The sequence below is a fragment of the Rhizobium sp. NPDC090279 genome, from assembly GCF_044769665.1.
Taxonomy (GTDB): Bacteria; Pseudomonadota; Alphaproteobacteria; order Rhizobiales; family Rhizobiaceae; genus Rhizobium.
Genome location: NZ_JBIVYI010000004.1, coordinates 491213 through 508749, shown reverse-complemented (window position 1 = coordinate 508749; position 17537 = coordinate 491213). Strand labels below are relative to the sequence as shown.

Annotated in this window: 25 protein-coding genes; 21 read left to right on the top strand and 4 right to left on the bottom strand. The window is 59.6% G+C overall.

The genetic code is table 11. The annotated features are described in order from the left end of the window. Nucleotides 1-211 precede the first annotated feature (211 nt). Genes ACIQWP_RS13150 through ACIQWP_RS13140 form a run of 3 tightly spaced genes read left to right on the top strand, consistent with a single transcriptional unit; the run spans nt 212 to nt 1609 of the window. Nucleotides 212-496 (top strand): hypothetical protein, encoded by a 285-nt coding sequence (locus ACIQWP_RS13150; protein ID WP_402787515.1) that lies wholly within the window; start codon nt 212-214, stop codon nt 494-496. 56 nt (nt 497-552) lie between these two features. Further along, nucleotides 553-969: a hypothetical protein gene (locus tag ACIQWP_RS13145; RefSeq protein WP_402787512.1), complete on the top strand. Its 417-nt coding sequence runs from the start codon at nt 553-555 to the stop codon at nt 967-969. Beyond that, a complete protein-coding gene (locus tag ACIQWP_RS13140) occupies nt 944-1609 on the top strand; it encodes a DUF6362 family protein (RefSeq protein WP_402787599.1) in 666 nt (221 codons plus the stop codon). The genes ACIQWP_RS13145 and ACIQWP_RS13140 overlap by 26 nt, the downstream gene beginning before the upstream one ends. Nucleotides 1610-1681: 72 nt before the next feature. Here ACIQWP_RS13140 and ACIQWP_RS13135 read toward each other — a convergent pair whose 3' ends face one another. Continuing rightward, a complete protein-coding gene (locus ACIQWP_RS13135; protein WP_402787509.1) occupies nt 1682-2380 on the bottom strand; it encodes a class I SAM-dependent methyltransferase in 699 nt (232 codons plus the stop codon). A gap of 270 nt (nt 2381-2650) precedes the next feature. Here ACIQWP_RS13135 and ACIQWP_RS13130 point away from each other — a divergent pair, with 270 nt between their 5' ends. From ACIQWP_RS13130 to ACIQWP_RS13065, 14 genes are all read left to right on the top strand, one after another. After that, on the top strand, nt 2651-2998 hold the full coding sequence (locus ACIQWP_RS13130; protein WP_402787506.1) for a hypothetical protein: 348 nt from the start codon (nt 2651-2653) through the stop codon (nt 2996-2998). After that, nucleotides 2955-4439: a phage terminase large subunit gene (terL, locus tag ACIQWP_RS13125; RefSeq protein WP_402787503.1), complete on the top strand. Its 1485-nt coding sequence runs from the start codon at nt 2955-2957 to the stop codon at nt 4437-4439. The genes ACIQWP_RS13130 and terL overlap by 44 nt, the downstream gene beginning before the upstream one ends. A gap of 48 nt (nt 4440-4487) precedes the next feature. Beyond that, a complete protein-coding gene (locus ACIQWP_RS13120; RefSeq protein WP_402787500.1) occupies nt 4488-5828 on the top strand; it encodes a DUF1073 domain-containing protein in 1341 nt (446 codons plus the stop codon). A 102-nt stretch (nt 5829-5930) separates the two neighbouring features. Next, the gene (locus ACIQWP_RS13115; RefSeq protein WP_402787497.1) at nt 5931-7052 is read left to right on the top strand and encodes a DUF2213 domain-containing protein; all 1122 of its coding nucleotides are present in this window, start codon (nt 5931-5933) and stop codon (nt 7050-7052) included. A gap of 27 nt (nt 7053-7079) precedes the next feature. After that, on the top strand, nt 7080-7550 hold the full coding sequence (locus ACIQWP_RS13110; protein WP_402787494.1) for a hypothetical protein: 471 nt from the start codon (nt 7080-7082) through the stop codon (nt 7548-7550). A 3-nt stretch (nt 7551-7553) separates the two neighbouring features. After that, nucleotides 7554-8525, top strand: coding sequence for a DUF2184 domain-containing protein (locus ACIQWP_RS13105; protein ID WP_402787492.1), 972 nt, complete (start codon nt 7554-7556; stop codon nt 8523-8525). Between the two features lie 71 nt (nt 8526-8596). Continuing rightward, on the top strand, nt 8597-9094 hold the full coding sequence (locus ACIQWP_RS13100; protein ID WP_402787490.1) for a DnaT-like ssDNA-binding protein: 498 nt from the start codon (nt 8597-8599) through the stop codon (nt 9092-9094). Next, a complete protein-coding gene (locus ACIQWP_RS13095; protein WP_402787487.1) occupies nt 9094-9450 on the top strand; it encodes a hypothetical protein in 357 nt (118 codons plus the stop codon). The genes ACIQWP_RS13100 and ACIQWP_RS13095 overlap by 1 nt, the downstream gene beginning before the upstream one ends. Further along, a complete protein-coding gene (locus ACIQWP_RS13090; RefSeq protein WP_402787486.1) occupies nt 9447-9674 on the top strand; it encodes a hypothetical protein in 228 nt (75 codons plus the stop codon). Before ACIQWP_RS13095 ends, ACIQWP_RS13090 begins: the two co-directional genes overlap by 4 nt. Nucleotides 9675-9695: 21 nt before the next feature. Beyond that, the gene (locus ACIQWP_RS13085) at nt 9696-10088 is read left to right on the top strand and encodes an HK97 gp10 family phage protein (protein ID WP_402787484.1); all 393 of its coding nucleotides are present in this window, start codon (nt 9696-9698) and stop codon (nt 10086-10088) included. 35 nt (nt 10089-10123) lie between these two features. After that, complete coding sequence (locus ACIQWP_RS13080; RefSeq protein WP_402787481.1) at nt 10124-10555, top strand: phage tail terminator-like protein; 432 nt, start codon at nt 10124-10126, stop codon at nt 10553-10555. A gap of 3 nt (nt 10556-10558) precedes the next feature. Next, entirely contained in the window at nt 10559-11044 is a 486-nt protein-coding gene (locus tag ACIQWP_RS13075; RefSeq protein ID WP_168807265.1) for a hypothetical protein, read from the top strand. A gap of 83 nt (nt 11045-11127) precedes the next feature. After that, on the top strand, nt 11128-11529 hold the full coding sequence (locus tag ACIQWP_RS13070; protein ID WP_113502229.1) for a hypothetical protein: 402 nt from the start codon (nt 11128-11130) through the stop codon (nt 11527-11529). 23 nt (nt 11530-11552) lie between these two features. Next, on the top strand, nt 11553-11858 hold the full coding sequence (locus ACIQWP_RS13065) for a hypothetical protein (RefSeq protein ID WP_402787476.1): 306 nt from the start codon (nt 11553-11555) through the stop codon (nt 11856-11858). A 72-nt stretch (nt 11859-11930) separates the two neighbouring features. Here the strand turns inward: ACIQWP_RS13065 and ACIQWP_RS13060 are convergent, their stop codons facing one another. The 3 genes from ACIQWP_RS13060 to ACIQWP_RS13050 all read right to left on the bottom strand — a co-directional run bounded on the left by ACIQWP_RS13060 (nt 11931) and on the right by ACIQWP_RS13050 (nt 13348). Beyond that, nucleotides 11931-12260: a hypothetical protein gene (locus ACIQWP_RS13060; protein ID WP_168807259.1), complete on the bottom strand. Its 330-nt coding sequence runs from the start codon at nt 12258-12260 to the stop codon at nt 11931-11933. Between the two features lie 252 nt (nt 12261-12512). After that, complete coding sequence (locus ACIQWP_RS13055) at nt 12513-12812, bottom strand: hypothetical protein (RefSeq protein ID WP_402787471.1); 300 nt, start codon at nt 12810-12812, stop codon at nt 12513-12515. Then, nucleotides 12809-13348 (bottom strand): hypothetical protein, encoded by a 540-nt coding sequence (locus tag ACIQWP_RS13050; protein WP_402787468.1) that lies wholly within the window; start codon nt 13346-13348, stop codon nt 12809-12811. Before ACIQWP_RS13050 ends, ACIQWP_RS13055 begins: the two co-directional genes overlap by 4 nt. A gap of 12 nt (nt 13349-13360) precedes the next feature. Between ACIQWP_RS13050 and ACIQWP_RS13045 the strand changes: the two genes are divergently transcribed. The 4 genes from ACIQWP_RS13045 to ACIQWP_RS13030 are packed head-to-tail and all read left to right on the top strand — an operon-like array spanning nt 13361 to nt 17474. After that, nucleotides 13361-15781 (top strand): hypothetical protein, encoded by a 2421-nt coding sequence (locus ACIQWP_RS13045; protein WP_402787465.1) that lies wholly within the window; start codon nt 13361-13363, stop codon nt 15779-15781. Next, on the top strand, nt 15781-16425 hold the full coding sequence (locus ACIQWP_RS13040) for a hypothetical protein (protein WP_402787462.1): 645 nt from the start codon (nt 15781-15783) through the stop codon (nt 16423-16425). The genes ACIQWP_RS13045 and ACIQWP_RS13040 overlap by 1 nt, the downstream gene beginning before the upstream one ends. Nucleotides 16426-16428: 3 nt before the next feature. Then, nucleotides 16429-17049, top strand: a complete 621-nt coding sequence (locus ACIQWP_RS13035; protein WP_402787459.1) for a hypothetical protein — start codon at nt 16429-16431, stop codon at nt 17047-17049. Beyond that, nucleotides 17046-17474 carry a DUF6950 family protein gene (locus ACIQWP_RS13030; protein ID WP_402787456.1) on the top strand — a complete coding sequence of 143 codons (429 nt, stop codon included), beginning with the start codon at nt 17046-17048 and terminating at the stop codon, nt 17472-17474. The genes ACIQWP_RS13035 and ACIQWP_RS13030 overlap by 4 nt, the downstream gene beginning before the upstream one ends. The last annotated feature ends 63 nt before the right edge of the window (nt 17475-17537 follow it).

The following is a 17537-nucleotide window of genomic DNA, read 5'->3' as shown; positions in this document are numbered from 1 at the left end:
GAGGTCGCCGTCGCGATTCCTCGATGATGAAGATTCCGGTGCTCCGGAGGGAGACCAATTTCACTTCCGCATCGTCGAAGACCCAAGCTCGCGCCCAAGGGAGCCGGTCCGTCCGGTGAAGCTTCGCAGGCGATAGCGAGCGCTGAAAAGCTAAAAACCCAATCGGAAACTCAACAGACAGACCTGGCCCAGCCGGCCGGGGGAGGTTGCTATGAACGAATTTCAAATCGGAACAGAAGCCGTTGCCGGCGGCCATCTCGGCTGGATTCGCAAGGTTCACCGGGCGACGAACGAGATACTTCGGGATAATCGGGGCGAGCCGATCGTCTTTGCCACGCAGGATGCGGCAAAGGCTGCAGCCGGCGAGGCGATGGTCGCCTATCTCAATACGCCGATACTGCGCGATGGCGCGCGGGTGGAAGCGATTTCCAAGGCAGAGGCGTTCTTCAAACCCAAATCGGTCAGTGCGGCAAGCGCCGCCGGTAGCGTCGCGTGATCCGTCCGCTTCATCGACGAGGTCGCAAATTCACCGACGAAAGGAGTTGAGCTGAGATGACCAAAGGCAGGCTAGATCTTCTTCTCGATGGGCTTGGCATCAAGTTGGTTCCGGTCCATCGACGCCGTGCTCCGGCGGAAAGCCACGCGCGCGGCACGATGCAGGAAATCCGTGCCCACTACGGCGACGGCCATCTGGTCTTCGTCTTGCGGTGCATCCGGCAGACCGGGGACAATCGCGACGAGCTCTGGTCCGATACGATCGGCGCGGTGTCCGATGTCCTCGCACAACGTCAAGATTGGGCATTGCAGCGCCCCGGCGATCTTCTGGGAGCCTTTGACGATATCGCGCTCGCTACATTGCGCACGGACGCTGTGGCGCGGCGACCTTGGCCCGTTCGGGCGACATTGCGCACGCTGATCTATCGCGAATTGGAGAAACGACTTGATGCACCGGTCCGCCTTGCAGTTTAACGACCTATCCCATCGTGCGGCCGAAATCGCTGATCTGAGCCTGATCATCCGTGCGCGTTTTGTCGAGGCTGCCGATACGATGGTTCATCTCGATGTGCGCGGCATCCGCCCCGACAGGATGCGGACGCTCTGGCCGGAGGTTTTGCCCGAGCCGACGGATCATGCCGATATCCGCATTCGCTATCGCCCGAATGCTTCCGCAATCAGTCGGGCGGAGGAGGTCTTGCAGGAATGGCTGCGGGTTCACGTCAAGGACGAGGAGCGGCGCATCCTGCTTTCTCGGTGGTCCATTTGCCTTGCCGCACCTTATGTTGCCGGTTCCTTTCGGGATTTCTGCGCCCGAACGGGGCGCGTACGGCGCACGGCCGAACGGCACATTCAGAGCGAGTTCGAGAATCTTGCCAGCGTGCTTCTCGCCGCTTCACCGATGTTGCAGGAACCTGACTGGTCACGCATAGCGCCGATGATGCCGAATACGCCTAGTGGGCTTGACCGGGCAAAGCCTCCATCGCCAAAGCATGAAACACATTGGCTGCCGGATGATGCGCGCCCCGTCTTCGATGCGGAAAGTTCTGAACTAGCCGAACTGGCAAAGCGACTGGAGCGTGGGAACCGCAGGCGCGCCAGGATGAAGGCCTAGTCTCTGCGACACGTGCGGTCCGAACCCGCATTTTTGCTACAAAATAACTAAATCTCCGATCGGTGACTTACTTCATTCGAATGCGAAGACGCCGGCTGCGCTGGTTCTTGCGGCATCCTCGCCGAAATCCGAGACTGCATACTCCGCAAGAAGTCTAAGCCGTGATTTCGGTAAATGGACCCGCCACGGGTCGCCGATCAAAATCGCAACTCCATGCGCTCGACAACGATCCAGAAATGCGATGACGCTTTCCGCAAGCCCAGCTTCATAGAAAAGATCGCCGACACATATAAGATCGACTTCCGGCGGCTCGCCCTTCGTCAAGTCGGCGAGCATCGTGTCGATCGTGACCTCATTGAGTGCCGTATTGAGCCCGATGGCTGAGATCGCGTAAGGATCGACATCGGCGGCATAGACCTTCGCCGCGCCGGCCTTTGCGGCTGCAATACCGACAATTCCCGAACCGGCGCCAAGATCGAGCACCCGACGACCGACCGCGCTTTCCGGCCTGTCGAGAAGATAACGGGCCAGGACCAAACCCCCACCCCAATAATGTGCCCAGTAGGGTGAACCGAATTGCGGATCTCGTTTCGCGAGGCGCCGCAATCCGCTTTGGGGGCCTGCTTTATACAGGCGAATATCCGGAATACCGGGAACGGGCAGGATCGGAAGGTTGGCGGTAATAAACCGCCGAATCCAATCTTGGTCTGCAGGATCATCCGAACCGCAGTTTTGTCTTGCCGAGATTCCTATCAAGCGGTCCTTGCGCATCTCGAGTATTTTGTGAATTGAGGGCTATATCGTCTAATTCGTCGGACTACAGAGTGCGATATTTTCTTGTAATTTCAAGCCGTTATTTGTGGTCTCCGTCAAAGTCCTCATTCCTTGCGCGCTGATCGCCCTCCGAGGGTGTCGCCAACTGCGCCGAAATGGGGTATCTATTTTGACATGATGAGAACAGTTGCAGCGACGCACTGTCGACCGCAAGCGGTTCTTCTGAACCGCTTGTTTTCTTTCAAAATTCCATCGGAAATCTCAAGCATGTCCAATGCCGACAAGCCGGTCGCGCCGCGCAAGCCACGTGCGCGCCGTCGCAAGGTTGTCTCCACCGGAGATACGCCGCTCGATTACATGTTGAAAGTGATGCGCGACGACGAGGCGGATCAGAAGCGGCGCGATGAAATGGCGAAGATCGCCGCTTCCTATGTTCACCAGAAGCCGAGCGAACGTTCCGCTGCCGGGGCCAAGGGAGGAAGCGGCCTCACCATCGACTTAACCAATGCCACGGATGAGCAGCTTGCGATACTCGAATCCCTCTTCGCTCCGCTTGCCGAAGCCGGCGACCATGATGGCGGCGATTCGGGAGGAGAAGGCGAGGCGGAGAGCTGAGCGTGAGGGAGCCGAGCATGCCAGCCAGATTGCAATGGATGCGGCGCGAATACGTGCCAATTGCCGGTCGCTGGCCGGTTTCGTACGAGAGGCCTGGCACGTCGTCGAACCCTCTATCGACTATATTCATGGCTGGCATATCGATGCCATTTGCCAGCATCTTGAAGCGGTGACTTCGGGTGGCATTACCCGGCTGCTGATCAATGTGCCGCCGGGCACGATGAAATCGCTTCTCTGCGGCGTCTTCTGGCCGGCCTGGGAATGGGGGCCGAAAGACAAGCCGCAGATGCGCTATCTTGGCGCTTCTTACTCGGAGCATTATGCCAAGCGCGACAACAGGCGCATGCGCGACCTCGTCGCGTCGGAATGGTATCAGGCGCTGTGGGGTGATCGGGTCAAGTTGACGAGAACCGGCGAGATGGCTTTTGCCAATACCCGCACAGGCTCACGTCAGGGCGTGCCGTTTTCCAGACTGACCGGCGGACGTGGCGATCGCGTCATCATCGACGATCCGCATTCGGTCGATGGCGCCGAATCGGAGGCGGAGCGTCTTTCGACGGTTCGAACTTTCCGTGAATCCGTGCCGACCCGGCTCAACGATCCGCAGCGCTCGGCAATCGTCATCGTGATGCAACGATTGCACGAGGCGGATGTGTCCGGCACGATCCTGGCGCTTGGGCTCGGCTATGAGCATTTGATGCTGCCGATGGAGTTTGAGCCGGAGCGTCGTTGCCGGACTTCGATCGGATTTGTCGATCCGAGAGCTGTGGAGGGCGAACTGCTTTTCCCGCAGCGTTTTCCCCGCTTTGTGGTCGAGCGGGACAAGGTACCGCTTGGCTCCTACGCGGTGGCCGGTCAGTTTCAGCAGCGGCCTGCGCCACGCTCGGGCGGCCTGTTCCAGCGCGGCGACTTCGAAATCGTCGAGGCGGTGCCCGCGGGTGCAAAACGCTGCCGTGCCTGGGACTTCGCCGCTTCGAAAGCGCGTCCCGGCCACAAGCCGGACTGGACTGTCGGTTTGCGTATGGCTTTGGCCGATGGTGTCTTTTATGTGGAAACCATCGCGCGCGGACACTGGTCGCCCGCCGAGGTCGAGCGCAATCTGAAAAATATAGCATCGCAGGACGGGCCGACGGTCACGATCCGGATGCCACAAGACCCGGGCGCGGCCGGCAAGGCCGATGCGGAAACGAAGATCAAGTTGCTCGCGGGCTTTCCGGTCAAAGCTATATCTCCGACTGGCGACAAGGCGACGCGTGCCAAGCCGGCCTCGGCGCAGGCGGAGGCCGGGAACGTCAGGCTCTTGCGCGGAGACTGGAACGAGGCATTTCTCGATGAGGTCTGCGTCTTTCCGAGCGGACAGTTCGACGATCAGGTCGACGCCTTTGCCGATGCCTTGAATGAACTCGCGCTGAGCTCCTCTTTCAGCTTCAGCAATTTCTAGGCTCGCCCGGTGCGAGCCTCTTCATCACATGACATCAAAGGATAATCCATGGGGCAGGTATTCTCGATGGTTCGCGACGGATTGGTGAGCCTTGCATCCCGCATGGGCACCGAACGCGACAAGGCGGCATCCGTTTTCTACACGCAGCCGATCCTGACGGACGAGCAGATCATTGCCGCCTATCGCGGCTCCTGGCTGCCGCGCAAGATCGTCGATATTCCGGCGCTGGATAGTTGCCGGAAATGGCGGAACTGGCAGGCTGCTAGCGATCAGATCGGATTGATCGATGCCGAGGAACGTCGTCTCAATATACGCGGTAAAGTGCTGGAAGCATCGACGAAGGCGCGTCTCTTCGGTGGTGCCGCCTTGTTCATCGGATCTGAGGACGCCGATCCGGCATTGCCGCTTGAGCCAGAGGGGATAGGAAAGGGCGGCCTCAAGCACCTGACGGTGCTGACGCGCCGCCAACTGGCTGCCGGTGACATCGACAGCGATCCCACGTCGGAATGGTATGGCAAGCCGAAGTTCTACACGCTGACCGGTGCCAATGGCATGCAGGTGACCATCCATCCTTCTCGGCTCGTCATCTTCAAAGGGGCGATGACGCCGAATGAAGATTTTGCCGGAATGGGCAATCAGGCCTGGGGCGAAAGCGTGCTGGCTGCGACCTTCGATGCGATCAAGAACGCCGACAGTACGGCTGCCAACATCGCCAGCCTCGTCTTCGAGGCGAAGGTCGACATCATCCGGGTACCGCAGTTCTCCGCCAATATCGGCAATCAAGCCTATGAAGACGCCGTGCTGCGCCGCTATGCGCTCGCCAACACGATCAAGGGGGTCAACGGAACGCTGATCCTTGATGCCGAGGAGGAGTACGACAGCAAGAGCGCGCCGCTCTCCGGCCTCACGGATATTCTGATGGCCTTCCTGCAGGTCGTTGCCGGCGCCGCCGACATTCCGGTCACCCGATTGCTCGGTCAATCGCCGGCCGGCATGAACGCGACGGGTACGGCCGACATGAAGAACTATCACGACCGCATCCAGGCGATCCAGGAGCTCGACTATACGCCGGCAATATCCCGGCTCGACGAATGCCTCATTCGCTCCGCGACAGGCGGCCGCGATCCCGCGATCTATTCGACCTGGGCTCCCCTGGAGCAGATGAGTGAGAAGGAGCGGGCCGATATCTTCAAGACGAAGGCAGAGGCGGCCCGAGCCCTCTTCGGCGCTGCTTCCGGAGACGAAGTTATTCCCCGCCGGGCGCTCTCGGAAGCTCTGTTGAATGCTTTCGTGGAAGACGGATCGTTGCCGGGACTGGAGGCAGCCGCGAAAGCACTCGACCGACCGGATGATGTCGAGGAATCAAAATCGTCCCCCGACGTGGCCTGACGATCTAATGCGACGTGCTTGTAGCCGTCGATAGATCCGCTTCGCCAAGGGAAGCGGCTTTCATCACGAACCTGATTGGCTTCGGCCAGGAGAAATCCCCACATGAACTTCACAGACACTGTCACCGTCGCGGGGACGCGGCGGACTGGAGACGGCTATCTTGTGGCCGACGCCCGGATCGCCCGCACGGGCATTCAGAGCTATGCCGGCGCTGAAATCGGCAGGCCCGAAATGCCGACCGTACGGATCTACAGGCCTGGAGGCGAGGTCTTTTCCGAAGACACGTTCAAGAGTGCCGCTCACCGTCCGGTGACAAATGAACATCCTCCGGAAATGGTCACGTCGGAAAACTGGAAGAAATACGCGGTCGGCCAGACCGGAGACGAGATCGCAGGCGAGGGCATCTTTCTGCGTGTCCCGCTGATGGTCAGCGACGAAGAGGCCATTCAGGACATCGAAAGCGGCAAGCAGGAGCTTTCGGCCGGCTACGTCTGCGATGTCGATTTCACCGCTGGCGTAACGCCTGCAGGCGAAGCCTACGACGCCATCCAGCGAAACATTCGCATCAACCATATCGCCATTGTGCGCCGTGGCCGTGCGGGCTCGAAAGTCCGCATCGGCGATGCAGCCGCACCGTGGGGCTGCTCTCCTCTCGCAGCCCCACGCCCCCTTTCCGATGACAAGCAAAGCAAGGAAGGAATGATGCCCACGAAGACAATGACGATCGACGGCATCGACATCGACATCGAGGTCAGCGATCAGGCCGCGGAGATCATCACGACATTACGGCAGCGCCTTGCCGACGCAGAGGTCGGCTATCAGAAGGCCATCGCGATCCGCGACGCCGAACTCGATACGCTGAAAGCCGCTCTTTCGGACGAGGCGGAGATCGAGCGTCGAGCAGAGGCGCGTGCAGAGCTGATCGGCCTTGCCAAGGCGATTGCCGGCAGCGTCCAGACATCAGGCCTTTCCGACGCCGCGATTCGCAAAGCCGTCGTAATCGCCAAGGCGGGCGAGGGGGCCGTTCAGGGCCGATCGGACGCCTATATCGACGCTCGCTTCGACATGCTGGCCGAAGGGCTGCGCAAGAAGCCGGATCTTTTTGCCGATGCGATCAAGGACGGCATCACCTCGGCGCAGCCGTCCACATCCGTAGCCTTTGCTGCCTACGCCGCCATGGTGCGCGACCTTGAGAGCGCACATCTGGCAGCCAATCCCACCTAACCAGGTCAACGAAAAGGAGACGCTTCAATGGCGACTTATCAGACCACCTATGGAAACGCTCCTCGGAAGGGCCTGCATGGGCAGATCGCTTCTGAGGAAAACACCAACAAGATCAGCCGTACCGTCGAAAATGTTGCCGGCATCAAGTTCGGGCAACCCGTCCAGCGCGGCCTTGCCGATCATGGCGTGGCGCCCTTTGCCGCCGGCGGCAAATTCATCGGCATTGCCGTGCTGACGCCGACCGTGCTGCCCGATGTGGCTCCAGCCGGTGGTTACGCCCAGTTCGTGACCGGTGCATTCCTGACCTCTGGCCAGATGTATGTGCGAGCCGGCGGCGGCGTCGCGGATGGTGACGTCGTCTACTACAACCCAACGACGGACGCCTACGTCAACGCAGCCGGAGCCGGCATCGTCGGTCCTATTCCCGATTGTTTCTTCGACACGAGCGGCAGCAACGGCGACATCGTCGAGATCTCGCTCAAGCACAGGAGCGCCTAATTTATGAACCAGTTCGTTCGACAGCATTTCGCCGATGCCCAGGCGGCCTATTCCTTCGTCATCGCGCAGGGCCGCAATATCGAGACCCGCATCTACCAGCGGCGCTATCCAACCTTCAATTACGGTCTCCATGTTCCGGTCGTCACCGAAGGCAATGAATGGGCGTCGGGAACGACCTTTTTCACCGTCGACAGCGCCGGCGAGGCGAAGTTCCTCTCGGCTGCCGGTGCGGATATGCCGTTCAACCAGTCGACCCGCGACAGCGCCAGCCACGATTTCGCGATGATCGGCTCCGGCTGGGAGTGGAACCTCGAAGAGGTCAACCAGGCTGCGCTCTACAATCTCGATCTCAACGCTTCCAACGCCATCTTCGCCGCCGATAAGATCGAGCGCCTGCTCAATTCCGTCGCCATGACCGGCTCGACGGAAAAGGGCTGGACCGGTTTCGTCAACGATCCGAAGGTGTCGCGCTCCGATGTCGCTGCCGATGGTACGGGCAGCTCGACGAAATGGTCCGCCAAGACAGCCGACCAGATCCTGCGCGATGTCAACGATCTTATCGGCGGCGTGCGGCAGCGAACGGGCGAAGTCGAGTGGGTCGACAGCCTGCGCCTCCCACCGGAAGCGTTCCGCCTGATCGCCACCAAGCGGCTTGCCGATGGCGACGGCTACATTACCGTGCTGGAATTCCTGCGGCGCGGCAACGTCTACACTGCTGAAACCGGCCAGCCACTCGACATCCAGCCGCTGCGCGAACTGGCGACGGCCTCGCAGGATGGCGGCGGCCGCATGGTCGTTTATCGCCGCGATCCCGAAGTGCTGCGCTTCCATCTGCCGATGCCACGCCGCGTGCTGCAGCCGCGTCAGAAGTCGATCATGAGCTTCGAGACGGGCATCATCGCTCGCACTGGTGGCACCGAAGTGCGCCTGCCGGCGGCCATGGCTTACGGCGACGAGATCACCACTGCTGCCTGAGGCTGAACTCCCTCTCTCCGTTTCATGCGGGGAGAGGGTTTTTCTTTCCAACGATCGACATCGGAGCTTTCATGTCCGCTTCCTTCTACGGCACGCTTGCTGCCGCCGATGCCCATTTTGCCGATCGCGGCAAGGCGGCCTGGGCTACTGCGAGCGATAGCGATCGTCTGGCGGCGCTGGTGCGCGGATCGCAGGCGATCGATGCTCTCTACGAGCCAAGATTCACCGGCCGGCGGGCTGGCGGCTACGATCAGGTGCTCTCCTGGCCGCGCAGTGAAGCAACGACGGTCAATGGCGAGCCGATTACCGAGAACACATTGCCGCTCGCCGTGACTTACGCTGCTTATGAGGCGGCCGCGATCGAGCTTTCGGAACCTGGCAGCCTGACGCCCGTTATCGTCGCGGCTCGCACGGTGAAGCGCGAGAAGGTGGGGCCGCTGGAGACGGAGTATGCCGTTGCCGATACGAGCGGCGAGATGATCGCCTCAGCAAAGCCGGTGCTGACCATGCTTGACGGGCTGCTCTATCCACTCTTGCGTCCGGTGCTGCCGGGCATTCTGGTGGTGTGATGGCCGCTTTCGATTACGACAGGACGCGGGCGACTGCCGCGCGGCTGATCGCCAAGTTCGGCGGGAAGGGCAGTCTGCGGCGCATCTCAAATACAGGTCTGGATTACGATCCGGCGCAGACGAGCGAGGACTTTGCCTGTTCGCTGGTCGATCTCGATCACAGCCAGGCGCATGTCGCCGACACGCTGATCCAGCGCGGGGATCGCATGGTCTATCTCTCGACCGAGGGGCTATCGATCACGCCGGCACTGGCCGACAAGGTGCTGATCGGCGGCGTCGAGCATGCGATCGTCGATATCCAGCCGTTGTCGCCGGGCGGGGCTGTCGTGTTTTGGCAGTTGCAGGTGCGGAGATGAGGGCGATTGTTCGTTTCAAGACGATCCTCACGCTCTGGCTGCTGTCGCGGGTCATCCTGCTGCTCAATCGGCTTTCACCATTGCCGGGAATTGAGAGGAGTGGCGGGGCAAAGGCCGAATCCCACACTATCCGGCCTGCGGTTCGCGCCCGTTACGGCCATCTCACCCTTCTGAATTTCGAGCAGCGTAACGCCTCATCGGGCGACGCCGCCGATGATGCATAACCCTATCAAGGGGCAATCGACATGGCTTCCTCGAATTTTTCTACTGATATCGCTTCTTGGGCCGAGTGGACCAAGAAGCGCATGGAAGAGGTGGTGAACCTCTCCGCGCAGCGGCTGGCCGAGGCGATCGTCGAGGCAACGCCTGTAGCCTCCGGCGAACTTGTCAATTCCTTCCGGGTCTCAGCCCCGCCACGGCAAAGCGGGGATGCGGAGGAATCCAATGAAGGCCAGCCTGTCAATCTGGCCGGCCTCGGCGCGCCATTGGGCGGTCTGATCCATATGGGTTTCACCGCGCCGCACGCCGCTGCCGTCGAGTATGGCACGGATGGACAGGCGGGGCAGGGCATGGTGCGGCTCGCGGCGCGCCAATGGCCTGACATTGTCGAGCGCGCCGCGCGCGACACGGCGAACTGATCCCTCGAAATTTCAAACATTAGACAAGGTGACGCATGGCGACGGCGACGGACGCTCTCATTCTGGCTGCGCTGCTGGATCATCTGGCGGCGCTCCAATTCCAGCCGCCATTGCCGGTGGCGCAGCCGGGCATTCCCTTCCCGTCGGCAGGGCAGGAAAAGCCGGATAACTATCTGGCTGTCAGCTTCCTGCCCAATCGCCCCCGGCAGGTGACGCTCGGCGATGATCCGCAGCAGAAGCTCGGGCTTCTGCAGGTTTCCGTCTATTGGAAGGCCGGCGGTGGGCTGATCAAGCCACTCGATGCCGCCGGCCAGATCATCGGCCATTTCAACAACAAGACGCTGTTCGCCTCTGGCGTGAAGATCACGATCAGTGGCGAGCCGTGGGCCGCAGGCCCGATCCAAGAGGATGACCGGGTGCAGATACCGGTCACCATTCCCTACACCGCCTTTGAACCGGAGACATGATCCATGGCGAACAAAAGTACGAAGAAGGGCTCGAAAGTCTATGTATGCGAGACGCCCCAGAATACCGACCTAACGGCCACGGCCTATGCCGCGCTAACCTGGGTGCAGGTGGGCAAAGTCGGCAAGGTCGGTGATTTCGGCTCGGAATCCACCATCAACAACTACAATACGCTGGATGAGCCGGTGCAGCAGAAGCAGAAGGGCGTTTCCAACGCCGGCGACCCGGAACTCGAAGTCGCCTCCATCGCCGACGATCCCGGCCAGGACATCCTGCGCGTCTTCGGCGATCCCCTTAACATCAACAACATGGCGATCAAGGTCGAGCGCAACGACGCGCCGCAGGGCAAGACCAATACAGTGTTCTATTCGCGCGGCGTCGTTTCCGGCCCGCTCTATCCCGGCGGCGGCTCCGACGATTTCGATCTGGAGAAGTTCAAGATCGGCCTCAACCAGCTGCCGATCCGCATCGATCCCGTCACCACGCCGTAAGCACCATCTTACGGAGCCTTGCGCGCGTCGCTCTCCTGCGGCGCGCGGCCACTCGATTATGTCCCAACCGATAAGGTGTTTCCTTGGATATCTCCAGTCTCGTCAATTCCGAAGATCTCTTCGAGCTGCAGCTCCTGCATCCGGCCACCGAAGAGCCGCTCGGCATCTCCTTCATGATCCGCTCGGCCGAAAGCAACGAGGTGAAGAAGATCGTTCGCCAGCATAGCGACCGCTTTCTCGCCAGCCGCAAGAAGAAGCTGACCACCAGCAAGGTCGAGGCCGAATATCTCGACAAGGCCGCCGCCGCCATCGCTTCCTGGAGCTGGGGCGAGCAGCAGTGGAAGGGCGAGCAGCCCGCGCTCTCCTTCGAGAAGGCCCGCGAAGTCGTCGAGGACGCCGGCTGGATCTACGATCAGGTGGCCGGCGCCTCGGAGGACCGCGCAAATTTTATGAAGAGCTTGCCGAAGGGCTTTCAGAAGCCGTAGGGATCGTCGCGCGCTATGATTGCGTGCGTGATGTAAACGGTGAGACCCGGCGCGAACGCAACGAGGCCTTCGAGCTTTTAAGCCCGGAGGCCGAGGTGCCGGAGGCCGCCCATGCGCTCTGGGACTGGTTCTGGGACCTGCGCTCGGCGCAGGCTCCCGGCTTTTCCGGCCCGGCGCCGCTCTCCCACCAGGAAATGCTGGCCTGGCTGCAACTGACCGGCAACCTGCTGCGCCGCGAGGACATCGCCGTGCTGAAGGCGATGGACGGGCGCTATTGCCAGGCGGTGGAGGAGGAGACGGAGGCGATCAGGGCGCGGGAGGCGGGGTAGCTATCTCGCGTACTTAACCGTATGTGCAAAATACCACCGGAAAACACCCGAAAACTAACAGTTTCGATCCCTTTATCGTCCTGTAAAGCATTCGTCAGAGTCAATCCTCCCGATTGCATCTGTTGACTGAAGAATCTTCTCCAGATTGTTTAGCATATCGGCAATGGCCTTAGAGGGAGCACCGATCGCTTTCAATTTGGATTTCTCCTCCTCGCGGACCAAGGGATAAAGGTCGGCTCCGAATACGTCACGGCATGCGTAAGCTATGGTCAGTTTGTGTAAAGATTGGTCGACGATTCTGCGTGACGAAGCGTTCGTATTGTGATTATTTTCGGCCGTCGCATTTGCGCTGGTAAAAAACAACGCAGCCAGCAATGTGATGATGCCCGAGGGCAGCTTCATCAAACCTCCTATTTCGATTTATTCTCGCCTTAAAATAGGCAGCCAATGTGCTTAGTCGCAGGCCTATCGATTTTCCGGGTACGCAAAATCGATATAGTTTTTTTGTGCCCTTTGAAGGTTGTGGTTTACGGTTGCGATATTCCACACGCATCCTTCGAGCCCCTCCTTCCGACCGAGTTTCTTGTCGTTTTCGAAAGATTTTTCTAGCTTGTTCAATCGCTGTGTCGCTACTTCCGGTGACGAGCCGATTTTCTAGAGGGCTTTCTCGGCATACGTCCGAATTGCATTGTAATATGTGGTGCCAAGAGCATCGCGGCATTGATAAGCAATCATGAAGCTCACGTCCACATTATCGATAACCCGACCGACCAATTGAACACGCTTTTGCTGATCGTCAGCCAAGGCTTGGGTGATGATTGTGCACGCGAAGAATGCAGTCAGAAGTAGTTTTAGCCCCATAGTCATGTCACTACACATACAAAAGTTGCGAAAATAGTCGATGCATATTGCATCCATAGGTTGATCAAAACAAGCTCTGATATTGATGTTCATCCTAAGAGCCGTCTAAGCGTATCGCGAATCCAACCAGCATAAGGGGCGATTGGCTTTGAGTATCTCAACTCTTCTTCCGGTGTCGGCGGCGGATCGTTGCGGATGTTTCGTATTATTTGGGAAAATGCGGCTGCATCCACCGGCGACGGGACGACCGACCAAATCGCAATTTGGGACGTGCGGCCGTCGGTGGAGAAGTATCGACAAGTAACCGTTGTCGTGACGCGATCAGCGTTACTGTTCAATGCGCTGAAGTTCAGGATTCCGGTATAAATTACTGGCTTCAGCGCTCCCGTATCAAACTCCTTCAGGTAGAATTTTTTCAGATCGGGATGCCGTAATTCCTCGTCGAGTTCGGCTCTGGTGGCGGGCCTTTCGCCGGGGATGAACCTATTACGCTCATAGCTTGACGGTACCACGAGTGCCGGCTTCAGATTTTCCTCACAAGCCGTCACGATCGGCGGGTCGAAGGCGCCGCAACTGCTCAGCAGCGGCAACAGAAACGACGTGATCACAACATTTGAAAACAACTTCATGAAATCCCCCGAATGCGCTGGGTGATTTCTGCCATCTATTCGAAAGGTACGCTAGTGGCTGATGTTGCAACTCTTAGTATTTCTGTTGACAGCTCGAATGTACGGAAGGCGACTGGTGACGTTGATGGTTTTGTTGCAGCGATGGGGCGTGTGACAAATAGCTCGAGCGCAACATCACGCGCGTTCAAGACCATGAATGGTGAGGCGAAGACGACTGGTGGAATCGTCGATAAGGCGGCCGCAAATGTACTAAAGTTTGGAACCAGTTACGGTCTCGCTGCGGATAAGTTGAGGGGAGGGCTGGTGGTCCTTGAAGCGCAGCCCAATAATGGCGCGCTCTCGTCGCATGCTTCTATGGCGGATACCCACGGCGCAGTCGCCGCTTCGGTAAACATACAATCTACGGGGGACAAGGATTATGATTATTTTCTAGCACATCGGGCTGATTTCGCCAACGATACAGGTAAAGGCATAGCGGATATCCTTTTGAGCGCTACGAGCTTCGCAGTGAAAGGTATAGCTAATGAGAAAATCCCTTATGTAGGTGAAGTTGGTGAGTGGGTAGGGAATTGGATAGAGTCCTTCAGCCCGGCGGTAATGCGTGACAAGTCTGCGGCGCAGATCAGAGCTGACGCTCAACTTGCCAGGGACGTGCAATCTTTGCCAGGGCAAAAAAGCAATCCGGCAGTCGCTGACTTTGCGGCTGAGAGGATCGCAAGAGAGGACTCCCTCAAAGAAACCATTCGATTTCGCGAGAGCGCGGAACGCACATTTAGTCAAACTCTCGGCAAGTTCGAAAATGTTGCGAGTGGGTTCGATGCATCACTTTCTGTTTCTGCAGGCAGGGCTGACAGTCAGCTTTTCGAACTGGGAAATACCTATGTCGACTTCAAAGAGAAGCTTAAAGCGGGGACTGCTCAAATAGCTGATGCGCTGAACTTTGATAAAGTTCTGTCTAAGACGGCAGCACAAATGCCCGACTATCCTGAACTCACTGAATTTTCCAAGAGTTTCAAAGGCGTTCTTGGGTCAATCACACAGGACTTAACTGTTGCGAATGGTTTGAAAGCGCAACACGAAGCAGTTAATAGACCTCAAGGCGTTGCCGTAGATCCAGCAAAGCAGGCCATTTTCGCCCAAGGTGGCACCAGCGCGAATATGCTCCTTCCAAATATCTCTGCTTTCTCTCGCGTCAGCCCACTTGCGATTGGAATGACATCGAAGCAGCCAATCGCCAACAATATTGGTGTTCGAAATAGTCAAAAAGATGAGCTTCAGGGCGTTCAACAAGCCACGGACGCTCTTACGAAATCCTCCAAGGACAACACCGAACAGACCAAACTTGGCACCCAAGCCTCCACCCAGTCCGCTGCCGCGACGGACAATGTGAAGTCGAAGGTTGTCACACTGAAGCAAAGTCAGGACGAGCTTCAGAAAAGCTGCGCCGTGCAACTGGCGCAAATGCCGCAATTGACCAAGGCGGCCAACGACCAAGCTGATGCCTATCGGCGCGTTGCCGACGCGCAGGCGCTGCAGAAGCTTTCGGGCGATATCCAGTTCCAGCAGGAGCAGATGGGTCGCTCGACCATCGATCAAACAGTCGCCTCGACACAGAAGCAATATGGCCTGCCGGTCGATATGAATTCGGCCTCTGCCAATATCATTCGCTACAATGAACAGCTGAAATATGCGCGTGAGCTTGCCGGCGATTTCGCCTCGACGTTGGTCAGCGGCTTGCGCAATGGCGAGGGCCTCTGGAAATCCCTGGGGAAGGCGGCGATTTCCGTGCTTACCAAGATTTCCGACAGGTTGCTGAACGATGTCCTCAACAGCCTGTTCAAGGTCAACAGTGCCGCTGCAGGCGGCGGGCTGTTCGGTGGCGGCGGTATCCTTGGCGGGCTCTTCGGCGGTGGTGGCGGGCTGGATCTCGGCATTCTGGCGCGATCGCCGCAGGCGGCGGCAGCTGTCGCGAGCGGTATTCCCGGCCTTTGGGCCGATGGCGGCTATACCGGCCCCGGAGGCAAGAATGATCCAGCCGGCATCGTTCATGCCGGCGAGGTCGTCTGGAGCCAGAAGGATATCGCCCGGGCGGGCGGCGTCGGCATCGTCGAGGCGATGCGGCTTGGCCGGCGCGGCTATGCCGATGGCGGCGTGGTCGGCGAGGGCGGGCCGCAATTGCTGCGGGCGCAGCCGGATGCCGCCGTTCCCGTCCGTCGCCTCCGGGCTGACAATCAGAACGATGCCTCCGGCTCCGCTTCCGGCGTGCATGTCACCGTCGGCGTTTCCGTCGATGAGGACGGCAATCTGAAGGCGTATGTGAAAAATGTCGCGCAATCGGAAGCGCAGAGTTCGACGCGGCAGGGGCTGAATGATTTCAATCAGCAGCTTCCTGATCGCGTCGCGCAGATCAACCGCAATCCCCGGAGGCGCTGATGGCCGTTTCCTATCCCTATAGCCTGCCCGCCTTTGCCGATCTTCTGAAGATCTCCAGCATCGTCTGGGACATTCAGCGCAATGACGAGCTTTCCGGCTCCGGCGATGGCCGGGTCTGGCAGGCGGAGCTGGCGCCGCCGCTCTGGACCGGCACGGTGACGCTGGCCGACATGTACAACGCGGAGGCAAAACAGATCGCCGCCCGCATCCGCAAGCTACACGGCGCCCAGGAGGCGCTTTTTCTTTATGATCCGCTGTCGAAATATCCGCAGGCCGATTCAGACGGGACGAAGCTCGGGAGCGCTGCGGTCAGTGTCGCAGCGCTCGGGGGCGATAACGCCTCGCTCAGCCTCAAGGGCCTGCCGGCTAGTTATAGGCTGACCGTCGGCGACAAGATGCAGGTGGGGTATGGCGGCCGCTATGCCTTTCTCGAAATTTCGGAAACGGTCGATGCCAGCGGGCAGGGGATCACGCCCGTCTTCGGCGTTTTCCCGCATCTGCCGGCGGGTTTTGCCGCCGGTCTCGGCGTGACGCTTCTGCTGCCGGCCTGCAAATGCCTGGTCATGCCGGGCAGCCACAATCCCGGCACCGCAAGCGGCCCGATCACCACGGGCGCCACCTTCAAGATCATCCAGAAGAAATAGACGATGAAAAACATCACCTCCGCCTTCTTCGCGGCGCTGACCGGCGCGCGCGACAAGGGGCTCGTGCCCCGTCGTTTCATCTGGATCACCGTCAAGGATCTCGCCAGCGGCGCGCCCGCCTCGATCGGCCTGTGGACCGGCGACGACGACATCAACATCACCGTTACCTCGGGCGTCACCGGTCTGCCGGAGGCGCGGACCTATTATGGCGGCCTCAATCTGCAGGTAAGCCCGATCCCGCGCACGGCGGATCTGACAATCCAGACCGTGACCATCACCATCGGCCAGATCGCGCCCGCCGTGCAGCAGCTCGTGCGCGGCTACGACCTGCGGCTGGCGCCGATCGAAATCCACGACATGACGTTCGATACCGGCACGCGCCTGCCGAGTGCGGCGCCGGAAATCGCCTTTCTCGGCATTGCCGATGGCGCGCCGGTGAAGACACCAGCGGTTGGGCAGGATGGCGATATCGAAATCTCCGCCATCTCCGCCGCCATCGCCATGCTGGAGCGCACCAACCCGGCGAAATCCTCCTATGAGGGCCAGAAGCGCCGCAGCGGCGATGAATTCGGCCTCTATTCCAGCACCGTCGCCAATTGGCAGATCCCCTGGGGGCAGAAATGAACAGCGATCTTGTCAGGGTCAAGAACTGGCGCGCCTGCTTCGTCGCCGAGATCGATCGGCTGAAGCGCACGCCCTTTGCCTGGGGCAGCCATGACTGCGGCCCGGGCCTTGCCGGCAATTTGGTGCTGGCGATCACCGGAGTCGATTGCGCCGCCCAGTTTCGCGGCGAATATTCGACCGCAGCAGGCGCGCTGAAGACGATGAAGGCGGCGGGCTTCGCCGATCTCGCCGATCTCGTCGCCAGCATGTTGCCCGAGATCCATCCGAGCGAAGCCGGCATCGGCGATATCGCCGCCGTCCCGCATGAGGGCCCCTTCGGCTACGCGCTCGGCGTCGTCAATGGCGAGCGCATCTTCGTGCTGCGCGAGAGCGGGCTCGGCACCGTCGACCTGCTCGACGCCAAGCGAGCCTTCAAGGTCGGCTAGCAAGTCTCCCGACACCAAGTTTATCTCTGACCGGTGACAAGTCGGCGCAGCTTTGCCTGCGAC

Coding starts and splice junctions, on each gene's coding strand:
- ACIQWP_RS13060 (WP_168807259.1), bottom strand. CDS start 12,260: ATGAAGCTGCCCTCGGGCATCATCACATTGCTGGCTGCGTTGTTTTTT.
- ACIQWP_RS13105 (WP_402787492.1), top strand. CDS start 7,554: ATGAACCAGTTCGTTCGACAGCATTTCGCCGATGCCCAGGCGGCCTAT.
- ACIQWP_RS13040 (WP_402787462.1), top strand. CDS start 15,781: ATGGCCGTTTCCTATCCCTATAGCCTGCCCGCCTTTGCCGATCTTCTG.
- ACIQWP_RS13055 (WP_402787471.1), bottom strand. CDS start 12,812: ATGAACATCAATATCAGAGCTTGTTTTGATCAACCTATGGATGCAATA.
- ACIQWP_RS13100 (WP_402787490.1), top strand. CDS start 8,597: ATGTCCGCTTCCTTCTACGGCACGCTTGCTGCCGCCGATGCCCATTTT.
- ACIQWP_RS13030 (WP_402787456.1), top strand. CDS start 17,046: ATGAACAGCGATCTTGTCAGGGTCAAGAACTGGCGCGCCTGCTTCGTC.
- ACIQWP_RS13145 (WP_402787512.1), top strand. CDS start 553: ATGACCAAAGGCAGGCTAGATCTTCTTCTCGATGGGCTTGGCATCAAG.
- ACIQWP_RS13075 (WP_168807265.1), top strand. CDS start 10,559: ATGGCGAACAAAAGTACGAAGAAGGGCTCGAAAGTCTATGTATGCGAG.
- ACIQWP_RS13135 (WP_402787509.1), bottom strand. CDS start 2,380: ATGCGCAAGGACCGCTTGATAGGAATCTCGGCAAGACAAAACTGCGGT.
- ACIQWP_RS13130 (WP_402787506.1), top strand. CDS start 2,651: ATGTCCAATGCCGACAAGCCGGTCGCGCCGCGCAAGCCACGTGCGCGC.
- ACIQWP_RS13090 (WP_402787486.1), top strand. CDS start 9,447: ATGAGGGCGATTGTTCGTTTCAAGACGATCCTCACGCTCTGGCTGCTG.
- ACIQWP_RS13110 (WP_402787494.1), top strand. CDS start 7,080: ATGGCGACTTATCAGACCACCTATGGAAACGCTCCTCGGAAGGGCCTG.
- ACIQWP_RS13035 (WP_402787459.1), top strand. CDS start 16,429: ATGAAAAACATCACCTCCGCCTTCTTCGCGGCGCTGACCGGCGCGCGC.
- ACIQWP_RS13080 (WP_402787481.1), top strand. CDS start 10,124: ATGGCGACGGCGACGGACGCTCTCATTCTGGCTGCGCTGCTGGATCAT.
- ACIQWP_RS13115 (WP_402787497.1), top strand. CDS start 5,931: ATGAACTTCACAGACACTGTCACCGTCGCGGGGACGCGGCGGACTGGA.
- ACIQWP_RS13120 (WP_402787500.1), top strand. CDS start 4,488: ATGGGGCAGGTATTCTCGATGGTTCGCGACGGATTGGTGAGCCTTGCA.
- ACIQWP_RS13150 (WP_402787515.1), top strand. CDS start 212: ATGAACGAATTTCAAATCGGAACAGAAGCCGTTGCCGGCGGCCATCTC.
- ACIQWP_RS13095 (WP_402787487.1), top strand. CDS start 9,094: ATGGCCGCTTTCGATTACGACAGGACGCGGGCGACTGCCGCGCGGCTG.
- ACIQWP_RS13085 (WP_402787484.1), top strand. CDS start 9,696: ATGGCTTCCTCGAATTTTTCTACTGATATCGCTTCTTGGGCCGAGTGG.
- ACIQWP_RS13045 (WP_402787465.1), top strand. CDS start 13,361: ATGCGCTGGGTGATTTCTGCCATCTATTCGAAAGGTACGCTAGTGGCT.
- terL (WP_402787503.1), top strand. CDS start 2,955: ATGATGGCGGCGATTCGGGAGGAGAAGGCGAGGCGGAGAGCTGAGCGT.
- ACIQWP_RS13050 (WP_402787468.1), bottom strand. CDS start 13,348: ATGAAGTTGTTTTCAAATGTTGTGATCACGTCGTTTCTGTTGCCGCTG.
- ACIQWP_RS13140 (WP_402787599.1), top strand. CDS start 944: ATGCACCGGTCCGCCTTGCAGTTTAACGACCTATCCCATCGTGCGGCC.